Here is a 15,301-nt window from a genome sequence, read left to right as displayed (position 1 = left end):
GCACGGCGCTCATCGATGCACAGGCACCGCCTCCCTCCGGTGGCCAAAGGCGAGGGCCGACAGCGCGAGCGCGCCAACCAGCAGGCCGAAGTCGCGCAGCGCGATATCAAGGTAGCCGCCGACGCTGATGAGGCTCATGATGATGCCCGCGAGCCAGACGGCGACGAGCAGCCCGCCGTAGCGAGGAATGATCGCGACGACGATGCCGGCGACGATCTCGACCGCCCCGACGATCAGCATCGCGGTGTGGGCGTCGCCGGGGATGACCGCATCCATCCAGCCGGCGAGGTAGCGCTCCCAGTTGTCCGTGAGGACGCGCACGAACTTATCGAGGCCGAACAGGATCGGCGCGACGGTAAAGACTGTGCGCAGGAGGACGAAAGCGAGTCGGTTCCCGTCCTGCCAGAGGGGGACGTGCGACTTGACGTAGACGTTCGCAACGTCCGTGTTGATGCTCGACATGATCGCTCCTTTGAGATCAATTTCTAACGGCTAGATATTTATATGATAGACCCAATTTGCTTCTAGTGGTTAAGTAAATGTCCGATAGAGTTGAGACATGACCAACGTCGATCCCATCAATGCTGTCGGGAGCCTCGCCGACCCGATTCGGCGCGCGCTGTACGAATACGTCGTGGCCCAGCCCGATCCGGTCGGCCGCGAGGAGGTGGCCAACGCGGTCGAGATTCCGCCACACAAGGCGAAGTTTCATCTCGACCGGCTCGTGCAGGAGGGCCTGCTCGAGAGCGAGTACCGAAGGCTCACGGGAAAAACCGGCCCCGGCGCTGGGCGGCCGGCGAAGGTGTACCGGCGCGGCGACACACCCGTCGAGGTCTCGCTCCCGGGGCGTCGATACGCGCTCGTGGGCGGCATTCTTGCCAGCGCGATCGAGCACGCGGGCCTGACGCCAGAGCTTCAGGATGCGCTGCAACACACCGCGCGCGAGGCCGGCGAACAGACCGGCCGGGGTGCATCCGGTGCCACTCCGGCTGACGCCGCACAGAAGGAACGCCAGGAGACCGAAGCGATAATCGAGACGCTCACCAGCGACGGCTACGAGCCGATTCAAACGGAGGACGCGATTCGTCTGCGCAATTGCCCCTTCCATGACCTCTCGAGCACGCACCGCGACCTCGTGTGCGGCATCAATGAGGCCTACGTGAGCGGCATGCTCGACGGGCTCGGATGCGCGGGGTCGCGTGCCTCCCTCGAGCCGACCGAGGGCCTATGCTGCGTCGCAATCCGCCCGGTCGCGACAGGCCCGGATCGAGGCGCAGACGCCGAGACAGATTAGCTCCCCGAAGCGTTACACCGTGAGCGGGATGCCGGTGGAGGTTTCCTTGTGGTGATGGAGGTAGGTGCGCGTCTCTACTTCCATCACGCCCGGAATCGCGCGGATGCGTTCGAGGAGCGCAAACAGGGATTCCTGCGATCGCGAACGAATCACGAGGATCCCGTCGCCCTTACCAAATTCGGTTGCGGCGAATTCGACCTCGAGCTCCTCGGCAATTTGCCCAAGAATGGCTTCGCTGTCTCCACGCAGCGCGAGGTTTGCCACGAGTGCAATCCCGCGACTGTGAAGATCGCCGCGTTCGAGCACGACGATGCGCAGCACGTTGGCGTCGATGAGTCGACGAACGCGGGTTCGCGCTGCGGCCGGTGTCAGCGACACTCGCTCCGCGAGCTCTTGCCACGAGGTTCGACCGTCCTCGCCGAGCGCTTCGATGAGCCCACTATCCTTCTCATCGAGGACTATCTCATCGGGAACGCTGTGCGAGGAGTGACCCTTGATCACCCGCCCAAACATCCGGGTTTCGATCTTGACGACCGAAGGATGTGCCCGCAGGCGGTCGAGGACGGCCTGCAGATGATCCGGGGTTGTGACTCGAACCTCGACGCCGATCGGAAAGAGCCCGGTGATGGTGGAAATGGAGACCACTTCCTCGATGGGTGCGATGAATTCCAGCACCGGTGCGATCGGTCCGGCGACGGCGATCCCGATCGCCGCAAGGGTTGGTGTGCCGGTCAGCTTGGGGTGTAGTGCCCCGATGACGCGAAGGCAGCCCGATCGCTGAAGGTCCTTCAGGTGGTTCGCGATCACGGCACGGGGGAACCCGGTTGACTCGGCGAGGGCGAGCACGGAGGCACGCGGTTCACGCTTCAGTGCCGCAAAGAGGCGTCCTTCGAGCTCAATCCGGGACACGGCCATGATCACACCTCTCTGTGGAGCGAACCGCGCCACGCGCGGGCCAGATTCGACCGACTATGCGGAGCGCGCGGGGGAGCGTCAAAAGGATACCGAATTCTTGCTAAACGAATGGCGCTCGACGCGCATCCGGGATCCGTGAGCGGCTTCGCGCTGGGGGGAGTGATTCGCCGACGGCGCAACGGCTACCGGCAGCCAGTAACACGCGGTAAACTTTCGCCTAACCGTGCGCGGATGGGCTGTGCCCGTCCGCGCGTTTCGTTACGACCGATGGACGACCGCCTCCGCATGACAGCCCGCTGTAACCGCGCATAATTGCTATGACTCACTCCCTTCCCGCGAACCCGTTCCACACCGCAGCACTGCGTCTGTCCGACGCCCCCTCAGTGCGTGCGGAAGGTGAGGGACGCGTGCACGGCAAGGTGATTCTGATCGGCGAGCACGCGGTGGTCTATGGGCAGCCCGCCATCGCGCTTCCCGTTAACAGCGTCGAGGCTGCGGTGACGTTGCGACTGTTCGACACCGCCCGGATCGACAGCGACCTGTACGTCGGTCTCGCCGACATCGCCCCCGAAGAAGTCGCGCCAGTGCTGGCGGCGGTGGATGCGGTGACCGAGGCCGCGGGATTCAAGAAGGGTCAGGTCGGGGTCACTATCCGCAGCACCGTGCCGGTGGGCCGCGGGCTTGGCTCTTCGGCCGCGGTCGCGGGCGCGATTGTGGATGCGGCCTCGAACGTCTCGGGCCTGAACTGGAGCCTCGACGAGCGCTACGAGCTCATCCAGGCCGCCGAGCGCGTCGCCCACGGCACCCCGAGCGGCCTCGATGCCCGCACCGTGATTTCAGACCAGCCCGTCTACTTTGAGCGCGGTAAAGCGAGCGACATTCGCGTCGGCGCACCGTTCGGCTTCGTGATCGCAGATACCGGCCGCCCGAGCTACACCGCGCAGGCCCTCGCGGGAGTCCGCGCGCTGCACGAAATTGACCACGATATGGCCGCTGGCGCGATCGAACGACTCGGGGAGCTGACCGGCGCATCCCGCATCGCGCTCGCGAAGGGCGACGCCCCCACGCTTGGCACGATCATGACGGAGGCCCACGGACTTCTCACGCGCATCGACGTGAGCTCGGTTGAGCTCAACGACCTCGTTACCGCCGCGCTGAACGCCGGTGCCATGGGGGCTAAAATGACGGGCGGCGGACTCGGCGGCTGCATCCTCGCACTTGCCGCAACTCCGCAGGAAACTGACGCACTCGCAAGCGCACTGCGCGCCGCGGGCGCGGCCGACGTCTGGACCATGACCCTGGAGGCAACTCGATGACCACGGCGACGGCCCGCGCGTACCCCAACATCGCGCTCGTCAAGTACTGGGGTAAGCGCGATTCGACGCTCATGCTGCCGCTCACCGGCAGCATGTCGATGACGCTCGACGATTTCCCGACCGTCACCACCGTCGAGCGGCAGCCGGATGCGAGCGCCGACACGTTCGAGCTCGGCGGCGAGGTCGTCACCGACGAGCCGCTGCGTCGCGTCGCGGAGTTCCTCGACCTCGTCCGGGAGCGCTCGGGCGTGCGCGAGTTCGCCGCCGTGCGGTCGAAGAACGAGGGGCCCACGGCAGCGGGCCTCGCATCCTCGGCCTCCGGCTTCGCCGCGCTCGCGCTCGCGACCTCGAAGGCATACGGCCTCTCGCTCGAGCCAGCCGACGTGAGCCGCCTCGCGCGCCGCGGCTCGGGCTCGGCAACGCGGTCGATCATCCCGCACTTCGCCGTGTGGAGGGCGGGCGACGACGAGACCTCCGTCGCCGAGGCGATCGATGCTCCCGACATGCGGATGATCGTGGTCGTCGTGCAGGCCCGCCAGAAGGAAGTTTCGAGTCGCGAGGCGATGAAGCGCACCGCGGCCACCTCGCCGTACCACCAAGGCTGGATCACGACGACCGAGGAGGCGCTCGAGTCGATGATCGAGGCGTGCGCCGACGGCGACTTCACGCGCATTGGCCGCATCACCGAGACCAACGCGATGCGGATGCACGCCGCAATTCAGGCCTGTGACCCGCCGATTCGCTACCTTGCGCCGCAGAGTATCGCCATTTTCGACCGCATTCGCGCGCTGCGTGACGCCGGTATGGAGACCTACGGCACCGCGGATGCGGGCCCCAACGTGGTCGCGATCTCGCGTCCCGAAGATGCGGATGCGGTGGCCAAGGCGCTCGCGGAGTTCGGCGAGGTGCGCGTCATGGCTCCCGGGCCCGGTGCCGAGCTGCTTGCAGACAGCGAGGCGCAGTGACCAGCCAAGTGACCACCAATAAGCACGCGGCAATCGAGACGAAAGCACCCGGCAAGCTCTACATCGCGGGCGAATATGCCGTGGTTGAGCCGGGCGAGCCCTCGGTGATCGTCGCCGTCGATCGCGTCCTCACCGTCAATCTCACCCCGAGCGATGATGTTGGGCGCGTGTTCTCGAGCGAGTACGGCCTGCGCCCTGTCGTGTGGACCCGCGATGACGACGACAGCATCCAGCTCGAGCACCAGCCCTTCGACTACGTCATGGCCGCAATCGCGCTCACCGAGCGACTGCGAGGTGAGCGCGGCCGCGAACCGCGCTACTTTGACCTGCACATCGAGAGCGAGCTCGACGACTCGAGCGGCCGCAAGTTCGGCCTCGGCTCGTCCGCCGCGGTCGTCGTGGCAACGATCGCCGCGATAGGCGACTTCTATGAGCTCGGCCTGACCACCACCGAGCGTTTCAAGCTCGCCCTGCTGTCGACCGCGCGCGTTTCGCCGCGCTCCTCGGGCGGCGACCTCGCCGCGAGCACGTTCGGCGGCTGGATTCGCTACACCTCGCCCGATCGGGATGCGCTGCTGCGCGACCTCGACCGCAACGAGACGGTCTCGGCGAACCTCGATTCGACCGGCTGGGATACCTTCAGTGTCACGCAGCTTCCCGAGCCGCAGACCCTTGAGCTGCTCGTGGGTTGGACGGGTTCGCCCGCATCCACCGAGCGCCTCGTCAACCGGGTCGAGAAGAAGACACCGATCGCGTCGACGAGCCACGAGGATTTCCTCGCGCGCAGTCGCGAGATCGTGGATGCGCTGGTCGCCGCGATGCAGGCGCACGACGCCTCGCGCACCCTCGAGCTCGTTCGCTCGGCCCGAACTCTGTTGCAGGGGCTCGGCGAACGGACCGGCATTCAGATCGAGACCGAGAAGCTGCGCACGTTGTGCGAGATCGCGGAATCCCACGATGCCGCGGCGAAGCCGTCGGGCGCCGGTGGGGGAGACTGCGGGATCGTGTTCGCCGGTCCGGACTCCGATCGCGAGGCAATCTTGCGCGAGTGGGAGGCCGCGGGAGTCCGTCCGCTCGGCCTAGGCGTGTATCCGGCAGTTGGCACGCAGAACGCAGAACCACAGGCGGGCGGCCCAAATGACTAACCCCTCACCCAAGTCCGCGCCGACCAACGCGGAAATCCAGCGCGCCGTCGCGCGTGCTTCGGCGCGCAAGGAAGACCACATCCGTCTCGCCGCCGAGCAGCGACGGGAGATACAGACCCCGCGGCCGTCCGCGCCGGAAGTCGCCGCGCATCCGCCGCGACCGAGCGAGTTCGACGACCTCGAGTTCCTGCACCACGCGCTCGACGCGATCAATGTTGCCGCGGTCGACCTCACCACCAAGGTTGCGGACTGGACCTGGCAGGCCCCGCTCTACATCAACGGCATGACTGGCGGCGCCGAGACTGCGATGCGCGTCAACCGCGCTCTCGCAATCGCGGCGCGCGAGACCGACGTGCCCATCGCATCCGGCTCGGTCGGCATCGCGATCGACGACCCGTCCACGGCTGCGAGCTTCCGCGTCATCCGCGAGGAAAACCCGAACGGCTTCGTGATGGCGAACGTCGGCGCGGGCCGCCCAGCCGATCACGGCCAGCGCGCAGTCGACCTCCTCGAGGCGAACGCCCTTCAGCTGCACCTTAACGCGGTGCAGGAGACGATCATGCCCGAGGGCAGTCGCGAGTTCTCCAACTGGCTGCGTGGGGTGGAACGCACGGTCGCCGCGACCTCGGTACCCGTCATCGTCAAGGAAGTCGGCTTCGGCCTGAGCCGCCGCACGCTGCAGCAGCTGCGCGAGGTCGGCGTGCACATCGCCGACGTCTCGGGCTCGGGCGGCACGAACTTTGCCCGCATCGAGAGCGCGCGCGGCGGGGATGCGTTTGGGTACCTCGGCAGCTTCGGCCAGTCGGCGGCGGCCTGCCTGCTGGATGCGCCGACCCACTTCCCGAACCTGCTCGCGTCGGGCGGGGTGCGGCATCCCCTCGACGTGGTCAAGGCCCTCGCGCTCGGCGCGCGCGCCGTCGGCGTCGCAGGGCCGTTCCTGCTGCCCGCACTCGAGGGCACGCCTGAGGATCTAACCGCCGAGATCGCCAGCTGGCTCGAGCAGATCCGCATGCTGCACGCGATGCTGGGGGCCGCATCCCCGCGCGAGCTCGCCACGACCGACCTGCTCGTGCGCGGCCGCCTCCACGAATTTGCCACCCTGCGCGGCATCGATGTCACGGTGCTGTCGCACCGCAGCGACGCGCGCGCGACCAGCACCGGTGTTTCCAACACCGGAGTTACCAGCACCGAGGAGAAACGTTGAGCAAGCACGAACAATTCGTCACCGGGATTCCGTCGAGCTGGGTAGGTCCCATCCGCATCAGCGGCAACGCGATCGACGAAGAGATCAAGGTACCGCTTGCGACCTACGAGACCCCGCTGTGGCCGTCGGTCGGCCGCGGCGCGCGCGTCTCGCGCCTGGTCGAGGGCGGCATCCGCGCGACCGTCGTCGACGAACGCATGACCCGCTCATCCCTCTTTATTGCGCGCGATGCCGCCCATGCCTACGAAGCGATGTCGCGCATCCGCGAACGCGAGGCCGAGCTGCACGAGGTCGTAACTGCCCAGAGCCGCTTCGCGAGGCTGATCGAGATCCACGAGGAAATCGTCGGCAACCTGCTGTTTATTCGTTTCGCGTTCACGACGGGCGACGCCTCCGGCCACAACATGGTCACCCAGGCCGCCGACTCGCTGATGAACCTCATCCTGTCTTGGGATCTCGGGCTCGAGTACGGCTCGGTTTCGGGCAACTTCTGCTCCGACAAGAAGGCCACCTCGGTGAACGGCATCCTCGGGCGCGGCAAGCGCGTCGTGGCCGAGATCCTGATTCCGCACGACATCGTCGAGTCGAAGCTGCGCAGCACCGCGCAGCAGATCACTGACATCGTCGTGCGCAAGAACCTCGTGGGCTCGACGATCGCGGGCGCCGTGCGCTCGGCGAACGCGCACTTCGCGAACATGCTCCTCGCCTTCTACCTCGCGACGGGCCAGGATGCCGCGAACATCGTCGAAGGCTCGCAGGGCATCGTCTACGCGGAGAACCGCGAAGAGGGCCTCTATTTTTCGTGCACGCTCCCGCACCTCATCGTCGGCACCGTCGGAAACGGCAAGGACCTCGAGCAGGTTGAGGATGCACTTCAGAAGCTGGGTTGCCGCGAACCGCGCGAACCCGGCGCCAACGCACGGCGTCTTGCGGCCATGATCGCCGCCACCGTGCTTTGCGGCGAGCTCTCGCTCCTCGCCGCCCAGACAAATCCCGGCGAGCTCATGCGGTCACACGTTGCGCTCGAGCGCGGGGAAAGGAACTAAATAATGGTTGCAATTGGAATTGATGACATCGAGCTCGTCGCGACGCACGACGTGCTGGAGCTTGCGGAGCTCGCGCGCGTGCGCGGTGTCGACCCCGCCAAGTACGAGATCGGCCTCGGCCAGACGCGCATGAGCGTTCCGGCGGCGGATGAAGATCCGATCACGATGGGTGCGACCGCGGCCGCGCGACTGCTCGAGCGTACCGGGACCGACGGCATCCGCTCGCTCCTTTTCGCAACCGAAACGGGCGTCGACCAGTCGAAGTCGGGCGGGATGTTCATCCACGGCCTGCTGGGGCTGCCGAAGGCCATGCGCGTCGCCGAGATCAAGCAGGCCTGCTACGCCGGCACGGTCGCGCTGCAGAGCGCGCTCGGCGTGATCGCGCGCGAGCCCGAGTCGAAGGTGCTCATCGTGATGAGCGACATCGCGAAGTACGAGCTCGAGGGCTCGGGCGAACCGACCCAGGGCGCGGGCGCGGTCGCAATGCTGGTGTCGGCGAACCCGGCGCTCGTCGAGATCGAGCCGGAGACCGGCATCTACAGTGCTGACGTCGACGACTTCTGGCGCCCGAATGACTCGACCACCGCGGTGGTCGACGGCGCGCTCTCGCTCTCCGCCTACCTCGATACGCTGACCGGCTCGTGGGACGACTACCAGGCCCGCGGCGGTCACTCGGTGGCTGAGATCGATCGCTTCCTCTACCACCAGCCGTTCACGAAGATGGCGCGCAAGGGGCACCGCGAGCTCGCGAAGCACACGGGCACCGAGCTTCCGGAGGACGTGCTCGAAGCGAGCTTCGTGTACAACCGCGAACTCGGCAACACCTACGGTGCGTCGATCTACTCGGCGTTGATCTCGCTGATGCACCATGACGAGGAGCTCGCGGGCAAGCGCATCGGTTTCTACAGCTACGGCTCCGGCAGCACGGGTGAGTACTTCACCGGCGTCGTGCGCGACGACTATCGCGACCACATCCACACTGAGCCGATTCAGTCTGAGCTCGCCGCGCGCAACGTGATCACGTTCGACGAGTACGTCGAGCTGCACGAGCGGGTGCTGCCGAGCGGCGTGGACGTCGAGAATCCGCGCGTGACCAACGCGCCGTACCGCTTCGCGGGCATCCGCGGCGGCGCGCGCCAGTACGAGGCGAACAGCTAGGGGCTGCGTAGTTTCTGGTGGGGCGCCCATGTTGGGCTGCTCCGCCTGGGGAGGTCCCCTCCCCGCACCCACCGCTCGAAAATTGTGCACGTATGAGCGTGACACGCGGCGACACGCCGGCGCGTCTGCTCATACGTGCACTTTTTCTTGTGGCGGTGGGATGCCCGGCTCGCGCAGGTGCGCAGCTAGCGCCGATGCCCAGCTAGCGCAGGATGCTCCGCAGCATTTCGCAGTGCTCACGGTAGTTGTCGATTGCGGAGACGCGCTCGCCAGCAATGGAGCGCTGCCCGAGCGATTCCCAACTGGTCTGCCACGTCGTGATCGCGAGATTCGTGATCAGTATCGTGGTGGACCGGTTGAGTGACGGGCAGTGTTCACGTAGCTGGGCCTCGAGAGATTTTGCGATGCGCTGCAACTGAGCCGCCGCTTCCTCGCGAAGCGCCGGCTCACCAGCGACCAGTTTTGCGACGCGCAGGGAGTCTTCGCCAAGATCCCCCGCGAATTCGATCTCCGATTCGAACAGTGACTCGATCTGTTTGAGCACGTGATTCGGCGAATCATCGATCGGCGCAAACTTCTCGACGCGCATCCGCAACCCGACCTGTCCCGGGATACCCGCGTGTTCCTTGTTATCGAAGTAGCGAAAGAACGTACGCGAGGAAATGCCAGCTGCATCCGCAATCTCAGCGACGGTCGTCGCATCCACCCCCTGCTTCTCGAAGATGGTCATCGCCGCAAGGTGAATTTCATTGGTGGTTTGAGCGCGACGGCGTTCGGTGAGCGAGGTTCCGTCGGTGGTCATGGCGGTCATTGTTTCACGTCCGTTTCAAAAAAATTCGCAATGTCATCTTACGACAACCTGTCACACCGTGCCATACTTGGGTATTCGCAAAACTTGAAGGAAGACCCATATGACAAAGACCGAGCAGAACTCGGCTACATCAGCGGCCCCGGTGTACTCCACTGGGCGACTCGTTGCCATCATTGGCACCTTGGCGATCGCCGCGTTTGTGATGATTCTCAACGAAACCGTCCTCACCGTCGCGCTCCCGTCGCTCATGAGCGACTTCTCAATTTCTGCAGCGTCAGCTGGCTGGTTTACCACCGCGTTCCTGCTCACGATGGCGATCTGCATTCCGCTGACTGGGTACCTGATGCAGCGCTTCGGCACGAGAACCCTGTTCCTTTGGGCAATCGCGCTGTTCGCGGTCGGGACGCTCATCGCAGCGCTTGCAACCTCGTTCGAGACGATGCTGCTCGCCCGTATCGTGCAGGCGCTCGGCACCGCGGTGATCATGCCGCTGTTGATGACGACCTCGCTACGCCTCATCCCCGCACAACACCGTGGGTCGATCATGGGGCTCAACTCGGTTGTGATTTCGGTTGGTCCCGCGGTTGGCCCTACCGTCGCCGGCCTCGTCATTGAGGCGTGGTCGTGGCACGCACTCTTCTGGGGCATGCTCGCGTTTGCCGTGGTGGCATTCTTCGTCGGCGTGCTTGCGCTTCCGGGTGGCAAGGGTCAGCCGGCGGGTCGCCTCGATGCCGTGTCCATCTTGCTTTCGGTCATCGGCTTCGGCGGCTTCGTCTACGGTGTTTCCAGCATCTCGTTGATCGGCGAGGGTAACTACGTGCCCCTCATCGCGCTCGTGGTGGGCATCGCCGCGCTGTGGATCTTTGTGGTTCGCCAGAACTCCCTCGTCCGCAGCGGCGGCGCGCCACTGCTCAACCTCACTCCGTTCAAGAATGGCACCTTCAGCCGCAGCCTGATCATCATCGGCATCGCATTCGGCACCATGCTCGGTTCGACTGTGGTCCTGCCCATCTACCTTGAGAACGGCCTCGGCCTCAACACGGCGACTGTCGGGCTTTCGCTCCTCGCCGGCGGTCTCATCCAGGCCGTCATCTCGCCCATCGCCGGCCGCATCTACGACAAGCACGGCCCGAAGCCGCTCGTGATTCCGGGCACGTTCCTCTTGGCGATCGGCCAGTGGGGCCTTGCGACCTCCGGTGCCGACACTGCGCTGTGGACCGTGATCATGTTCCACACCATTTTCGGTGCGGGCATGGCGCTAGTGATGTCATCGATGATGACGCACTCGCTCGGCTCCCTGCCGAGCGAGCTGTACGGTCACGGATCCGCGATCGTCAACACGCTGCAGCAGCTGGCGGGTGCGGTCGGAACCGCGCTATTCCTCACCGCGTTTGGGATTGGCCAGTCGATCTTCGGCACAGTTGAGGATGCGGTCCGCCTACCGTTCATCGTCGGTGGTGTGCTCGCGGTCGTCGCGATAATTCTTTCGTTCACGATCAAGAGCGCGAAGCGCGAGCCTGAGGTGGTCGAATCCACCACTCGTGCGCCCGAGCGCACCGAAACGGGGATGGTCAGCACCTCGGCCTAGCCGGTAACGGCTGCTAGCCAACAAGACGCTCATGAGGAGTGCCTCGAGAAAACTGTGCACGTCTGAGCACGACACGCGGCGACACGCCGAGCGCTCTGCACATACGTGCACAATTTTCTGCCGATGGGGCAGCGGACGACCGCTAGCCAACAAACGCGTCGGGGAATAGCTCCGACTCCGGGACGCCGGGGGAGTACTGCGAAAAGTCAGTCACCCCGGCGTTCTTGAGTACGTCCTCGCAGAACAGCGTCTTGCCCGCCATTGCCGAGGCATCCCCCGAGAGCAGCGCGTGCGACGCATCCGCGTAAATCTCGGGCGTGCGGGAGCGGCGGAAGACCTCATCTCCGCCCAGCACGTTCTGCACCGCGGCGGTCTGAATCGTCGTTCGCGGCCACAGGCACGCCGCGGGGATGCCCGTCTCGGCACCGATCCCGAGAGCCGCGAGGGTCATGCCATACTTTGCGAGCATGTACGCCGGGTAGGCGCCGAGCCACTTCTCCGAGAGATTTAGCGGCGGCGACAGGCTCAGGATGCGCGGGTCGGCAGACTGCGCCAGGTGCGGCAGCGCCGTGCGGGTCAGGAGGAAGGTGCCGCGCGTATTGATCTGATGCATGAGGTCGTAACGCTTCATCTCGATCTCGGCGGAACCGGTGAGATTGATCGCCGAGGCATTGTTGATGACCACGTCGATGCCGCCGAACTCCGCGACCGTCTTGGCCACGGCATCCACGACACTCGCTTCGTCGCGCACGTCGCCGACGATCGGCAGGGCGCGACCGCCCGCCGCATTGATCTCTTCGGCCGCGGTGAAGACCGTGCCTTCGAGTTTGGGATGCGGATCTGCGGTTTTGGCGATCAGGGCTACGTTGGCGCCATCGGCCGCCGCGCGCAGCGCGATCGAGAGTCCGATGCCGCGGCTGCCGCCGGAGATGAGCAAGGTTCGTCCTTGAAGTGGTGCTCGCATTTGCCGAATGTTACGCGGCATGAACCTAAGTTCGAGGGAAACTCCAGCCAATCCTTATGATTCCTACTGTATGCGCGCGAAATGCGCGGCAATTATTGAGAGGAATCTCCCCATGGCACGCATTACCAAGGTGCTGGCAGCAGCCGGCGCGATTGCGCTCCTCGGCAGCCTCGCTGCCTGCTCGAACAACACGACCCCGCAAGCCGGTGAATCTGGCGCTGCGGCGGCGGGCGAGACGATCAAGCTCGGCGTCGTCGGCGCATCCGAGCCGTACTGGGCGACCTACGAGGCCGCAGTTGAGGCCGAGGGTATCGACCTCGAGATCATCGACTTCGGCGACTACAACCAGCCGAACCCCGCGCTCTCGGCTGGCGAGTTGGACATCAACCAGTTCCAGCACATCATCTACCTCGCCGAGCACAACAACGCGTCGGGCGACACCCTGACCGTCATCGGCTCGACCGCGATCTACCCGCTCGGCCTCTACTCGACGAAGCATGACTCGGTCGAGTCGATCCCCGAGGGCGGCAAGGTCGGCGTCCCGAACGACACCACCAACCAGGCTCGCGGCCTGCTCGTGCTGCAGTCGGCCGGTCTGATCAAGCTTAAGGACGGCGGCAGCCCCTACTCGACGCTCGACGACATCATCGCCGAGGAGTCGAAGGTGGAGGTTCAGGCATTCAACGCTGACCTCATCCCTGCATCGCTACCCGACCTCGACGCCGGCATCATCAACAACGACTTCGTTGCCGACGCTGGCCTCACCGAGGACGACGCCATCGCCCAGGATGACCCTGCCGACCCCGCCGCGCAGGGTTACGTCAACGTCTTCGCCGTTCGCGAAGAGGACAAGACCAACGAGACCCTCTTGAAGCTCGTTGAGATCTACCAGACCAACGAAGACGTTCAGCAGGGCGTCATCGACGCATCGGGTGGCACTGCCGAGATGCTCGTGATCGCGCCGGAGGAGCTGCAGGCTTCGCTCGAGAAGATTCAGTCCGAGCAGCCCTAAGCAATAACGCCGGATACGCGAGCAATCGCCTGGCACTCGTGAATAATGGACACGCACCCGGTCACCATCGGTACCGGGTGCGTGTCGCATTAGCGGCCGTGGCCACGATCTTCGCTGGTACGGAAAGGAACGCGAATGGTAATGATCTCGATGCGCGACATCGTGAAGGAATATCCTTCATCGAAGCGCGGCGCTGAGCCGATCCGCGCGGTCGATGGCGTCTCCCTCGACATTCAAAAGGGCAACGTCTTCGGCGTCATCGGATACTCCGGTGCCGGCAAGTCGACGCTCGTGCGGCTCATCAACGCGCTTGAACCGACCACCTCGGGCGTGATCGAGGTCGACGGTACGGACATCACCGAGCTTCCTGAGTCGCAGCTGCAGAAGGTGCGCACCGAGATCGGGATGATCTTCCAGCAGTTCAACCTGTTTAACTCCCGGAATGTCGCGGGCAACATCGCCTTCCCGATGAACGTCGCGAACTACCCGAAGGAGCAGCGGGACTCGCGGGTCGAAGAACTGCTCAACTTCGTCGGCCTCGCCGACAAGGCCCGTGCCTATCCGGACCAGCTCTCGGGTGGACAGAAGCAGCGCGTCGGCATCGCCCGGGCGCTGTCGACCTCGCCGAAGATCCTCCTCGCCGACGAGGCGACCTCCGCGCTCGACCCACAGACCACATCCGACGTGCTCGATCTCCTCCAGCGCGTGAACCGCGAGCTTGGCCTCACGATCGTGGTGATTACCCACGAGATGGATGTGATCAAGCGCATCGCCTCCCACGTTGCGGTCATGGAGAAGGGCAAGGTCGTGGAGCAGGGCGAAGTGTTCGACATCTTTGCGCATCCGCAACACCCGGCCACCCAGCGCTTCGTCTCGACAATCATCCCGGGAGTCCCGGGTGACCGCGAGCTCACCGAGCTGCGCACTCGGCACACCGGCACGCTCGTCACGATAACCGTCAATGACGAACAGACCGCGCAACCCGAGGTGCTCCGCCGACTACTCGCGCCGGGCACCAACGCCCAGCTCGTGTACGGCGGCATGAACGAGGTGTCCGGCCGCTCGTTTGGACATCTCACGTTTGAGCTCACCGGTGAGGATGCGCAGATTCGCGAGTCGATCGCGCAGGTTTCGCAGATTGCCCAAGTCACGACACTCGAGGGGGCGAGCCACTAATGCAAGACCAGATCGATCGCCTCATTGAGCTGCTACCGCAGCTTCCCGGCGAGCTTGCGACCACACTCATCCTGGTTGCCATGGCGATGCTGCTTGGCGGCATCCTCGGCCTAATCCTCGGCGTCGCCCTCTACGCGACCCGCGCGGGGAACATTCTCGAGAACAAGTTCATCTTCAACATCCTCAACGTGATCGTCAACATCTTCCGGCCGATCCCGTTCATCATCCTTCTCGCGGCGCTGCAGCCGTTCGCCCGCGCGATCATCGGTATCGGTATCGGTAATCAGATGGCGATCTTCGCGATGACCTTCGCTGCGACCTTCGGCATCTCCCGACTCGTCGAGCAGGCGCTCGTGACGGTGCCCCCGGGCGTGGTCGAGGCCGCGCGCGCAAGTGGCGCGGGGCGTTTTCGCACGCTCCTGACCGTCGTCATCCCCGAGGGCCTCGGGCCGCTCATCCTTGGTTACACCTACGCGTTCGTCGCGGTCATCGACATGTCGGCGGTCGCGGGCTACGTCGGTGGTGAGGGCCTCGGTAACTTCGCGATCCAGTACGGCTATCGTCAGTTCAACCCGTGGGTCACCTGGGCTGCCGTGATCATCATCATCATCGTGGTGCAAATTGTGCAGTTCCTCGGCAACTGGCTGGCTCGGAAGGCAATGCGCAGGTAGTCCCGACGTAGACTATTGCAATTGCCCATCCGTCCG

Annotated in this window: 15 protein-coding genes; 11 read left to right on the top strand and 4 right to left on the bottom strand. The window is 65.0% G+C overall.

Annotated elements, in window-relative coordinates:
* Positions 1 to 9: 9 nt before the first annotated feature.
* Positions 10 to 462 carry a hypothetical protein gene (locus GMOLON4_RS11885; RefSeq protein WP_245575461.1) on the bottom strand — a complete coding sequence of 151 codons (453 nt, stop codon included), beginning with the start codon at positions 460 to 462 and terminating at the stop codon, positions 10 to 12.
* Between the two features lie 97 nt (positions 463 to 559).
* On the opposite strand from GMOLON4_RS11885, the gene GMOLON4_RS11880 reads away from it, so the two are divergent.
* Positions 560 to 1,294, top strand: coding sequence for a helix-turn-helix transcriptional regulator (locus GMOLON4_RS11880; protein ID WP_051266912.1), 735 nt, complete (start codon positions 560 to 562; stop codon positions 1,292 to 1,294).
* A gap of 12 nt (positions 1,295 to 1,306) precedes the next feature.
* Here GMOLON4_RS11880 and GMOLON4_RS11875 read toward each other — a convergent pair whose 3' ends face one another.
* Positions 1,307 to 2,209 carry an Lrp/AsnC family transcriptional regulator gene (locus GMOLON4_RS11875; RefSeq protein WP_026937102.1) on the bottom strand — a complete coding sequence of 301 codons (903 nt, stop codon included), beginning with the start codon at positions 2,207 to 2,209 and terminating at the stop codon, positions 1,307 to 1,309.
* A 317-nt stretch (positions 2,210 to 2,526) separates the two neighbouring features.
* Between GMOLON4_RS11875 and mvk the strand changes: the two genes are divergently transcribed.
* The 6 genes from mvk to GMOLON4_RS11845 are packed head-to-tail and all read left to right on the top strand — an operon-like array spanning position 2,527 to position 9,043.
* Positions 2,527 to 3,525 (top strand): mevalonate kinase, encoded by a 999-nt coding sequence (gene mvk / locus GMOLON4_RS11870; RefSeq protein WP_084147536.1) that lies wholly within the window; start codon positions 2,527 to 2,529, stop codon positions 3,523 to 3,525.
* On the top strand, positions 3,522 to 4,490 hold the full coding sequence (gene mvaD, locus GMOLON4_RS11865) for a diphosphomevalonate decarboxylase (RefSeq protein ID WP_026937104.1): 969 nt from the start codon (positions 3,522 to 3,524) through the stop codon (positions 4,488 to 4,490). The genes mvk and mvaD overlap by 4 nt, the downstream gene beginning before the upstream one ends.
* Complete coding sequence (locus GMOLON4_RS11860; protein ID WP_245575462.1) at positions 4,487 to 5,635, top strand: phosphomevalonate kinase; 1,149 nt, start codon at positions 4,487 to 4,489, stop codon at positions 5,633 to 5,635. Before mvaD ends, GMOLON4_RS11860 begins: the two co-directional genes overlap by 4 nt.
* Positions 5,628 to 6,839, top strand: a complete 1,212-nt coding sequence (fni, locus tag GMOLON4_RS11855; RefSeq protein ID WP_084147537.1) for a type 2 isopentenyl-diphosphate Delta-isomerase — start codon at positions 5,628 to 5,630, stop codon at positions 6,837 to 6,839. Before GMOLON4_RS11860 ends, fni begins: the two co-directional genes overlap by 8 nt.
* Complete coding sequence (locus GMOLON4_RS11850; protein WP_026937106.1) at positions 6,836 to 7,885, top strand: hydroxymethylglutaryl-CoA reductase; 1,050 nt, start codon at positions 6,836 to 6,838, stop codon at positions 7,883 to 7,885. Before fni ends, GMOLON4_RS11850 begins: the two co-directional genes overlap by 4 nt.
* A gap of 3 nt (positions 7,886 to 7,888) precedes the next feature.
* Positions 7,889 to 9,043 (top strand): hydroxymethylglutaryl-CoA synthase, encoded by a 1,155-nt coding sequence (locus GMOLON4_RS11845; RefSeq protein ID WP_026937107.1) that lies wholly within the window; start codon positions 7,889 to 7,891, stop codon positions 9,041 to 9,043.
* Between the two features lie 202 nt (positions 9,044 to 9,245).
* Here GMOLON4_RS11845 and GMOLON4_RS11840 read toward each other — a convergent pair whose 3' ends face one another.
* Positions 9,246 to 9,845 (bottom strand): TetR/AcrR family transcriptional regulator, encoded by a 600-nt coding sequence (locus GMOLON4_RS11840; RefSeq protein WP_169516515.1) that lies wholly within the window; start codon positions 9,843 to 9,845, stop codon positions 9,246 to 9,248.
* Between the two features lie 109 nt (positions 9,846 to 9,954).
* Between GMOLON4_RS11840 and GMOLON4_RS11835 the strand changes: the two genes are divergently transcribed.
* Positions 9,955 to 11,442, top strand: a complete 1,488-nt coding sequence (locus GMOLON4_RS11835; protein WP_051266918.1) for an MDR family MFS transporter — start codon at positions 9,955 to 9,957, stop codon at positions 11,440 to 11,442.
* Between the two features lie 142 nt (positions 11,443 to 11,584).
* Here the strand turns inward: GMOLON4_RS11835 and GMOLON4_RS11830 are convergent, their stop codons facing one another.
* Positions 11,585 to 12,406 carry an SDR family oxidoreductase gene (locus GMOLON4_RS11830; RefSeq protein WP_035732904.1) on the bottom strand — a complete coding sequence of 274 codons (822 nt, stop codon included), beginning with the start codon at positions 12,404 to 12,406 and terminating at the stop codon, positions 11,585 to 11,587.
* Between the two features lie 112 nt (positions 12,407 to 12,518).
* On the opposite strand from GMOLON4_RS11830, the gene GMOLON4_RS11825 reads away from it, so the two are divergent.
* From GMOLON4_RS11825 to GMOLON4_RS11815, 3 genes are all read left to right on the top strand, one after another.
* The gene (locus GMOLON4_RS11825) at positions 12,519 to 13,418 is read left to right on the top strand and encodes a MetQ/NlpA family ABC transporter substrate-binding protein (RefSeq protein ID WP_026937109.1); all 900 of its coding nucleotides are present in this window, start codon (positions 12,519 to 12,521) and stop codon (positions 13,416 to 13,418) included.
* Between the two features lie 135 nt (positions 13,419 to 13,553).
* On the top strand, positions 13,554 to 14,594 hold the full coding sequence (locus GMOLON4_RS11820) for a methionine ABC transporter ATP-binding protein (RefSeq protein WP_026937110.1): 1,041 nt from the start codon (positions 13,554 to 13,556) through the stop codon (positions 14,592 to 14,594).
* Positions 14,594 to 15,265: a methionine ABC transporter permease gene (locus GMOLON4_RS11815; protein ID WP_084147538.1), complete on the top strand. Its 672-nt coding sequence runs from the start codon at positions 14,594 to 14,596 to the stop codon at positions 15,263 to 15,265. Before GMOLON4_RS11820 ends, GMOLON4_RS11815 begins: the two co-directional genes overlap by 1 nt.
* The last annotated feature ends 36 nt before the right edge of the window (positions 15,266 to 15,301 follow it).

This window comes from Gulosibacter molinativorax (assembly GCF_003010915.2).
GTDB lineage: Bacteria > Actinomycetota > Actinomycetes > Actinomycetales > Microbacteriaceae > Gulosibacter > Gulosibacter molinativorax.
This window is presented reverse-complemented; position numbering and strand designations above follow the sequence as displayed.

What these genes read in the sequence shown, in the direction of transcription:
- GMOLON4_RS11875 (WP_026937102.1), bottom strand. Translation starts at nt 2,209, where the DNA reads ATGGCCGTGTCCCGGATTGAGCTCGAAGGACGCCTCTTTGCGGCACTG.
- GMOLON4_RS11825 (WP_026937109.1), top strand. Translation starts at nt 12,519, where the DNA reads ATGGCACGCATTACCAAGGTGCTGGCAGCAGCCGGCGCGATTGCGCTC.
- GMOLON4_RS11840 (WP_169516515.1), bottom strand. Translation starts at nt 9,845, where the DNA reads ATGACCACCGACGGAACCTCGCTCACCGAACGCCGTCGCGCTCAAACC.
- GMOLON4_RS11835 (WP_051266918.1), top strand. Translation starts at nt 9,955, where the DNA reads ATGACAAAGACCGAGCAGAACTCGGCTACATCAGCGGCCCCGGTGTAC.
- GMOLON4_RS11845 (WP_026937107.1), top strand. Translation starts at nt 7,889, where the DNA reads ATGGTTGCAATTGGAATTGATGACATCGAGCTCGTCGCGACGCACGAC.
- GMOLON4_RS11885 (WP_245575461.1), bottom strand. Translation starts at nt 462, where the DNA reads ATGTCGAGCATCAACACGGACGTTGCGAACGTCTACGTCAAGTCGCAC.
- GMOLON4_RS11815 (WP_084147538.1), top strand. Translation starts at nt 14,594, where the DNA reads ATGCAAGACCAGATCGATCGCCTCATTGAGCTGCTACCGCAGCTTCCC.
- GMOLON4_RS11830 (WP_035732904.1), bottom strand. Translation starts at nt 12,406, where the DNA reads ATGCGAGCACCACTTCAAGGACGAACCTTGCTCATCTCCGGCGGCAGC.
- fni (WP_084147537.1), top strand. Translation starts at nt 5,628, where the DNA reads ATGACTAACCCCTCACCCAAGTCCGCGCCGACCAACGCGGAAATCCAG.
- mvk (WP_084147536.1), top strand. Translation starts at nt 2,527, where the DNA reads ATGACTCACTCCCTTCCCGCGAACCCGTTCCACACCGCAGCACTGCGT.
- GMOLON4_RS11820 (WP_026937110.1), top strand. Translation starts at nt 13,554, where the DNA reads ATGGTAATGATCTCGATGCGCGACATCGTGAAGGAATATCCTTCATCG.
- GMOLON4_RS11880 (WP_051266912.1), top strand. Translation starts at nt 560, where the DNA reads ATGACCAACGTCGATCCCATCAATGCTGTCGGGAGCCTCGCCGACCCG.
- mvaD (WP_026937104.1), top strand. Translation starts at nt 3,522, where the DNA reads ATGACCACGGCGACGGCCCGCGCGTACCCCAACATCGCGCTCGTCAAG.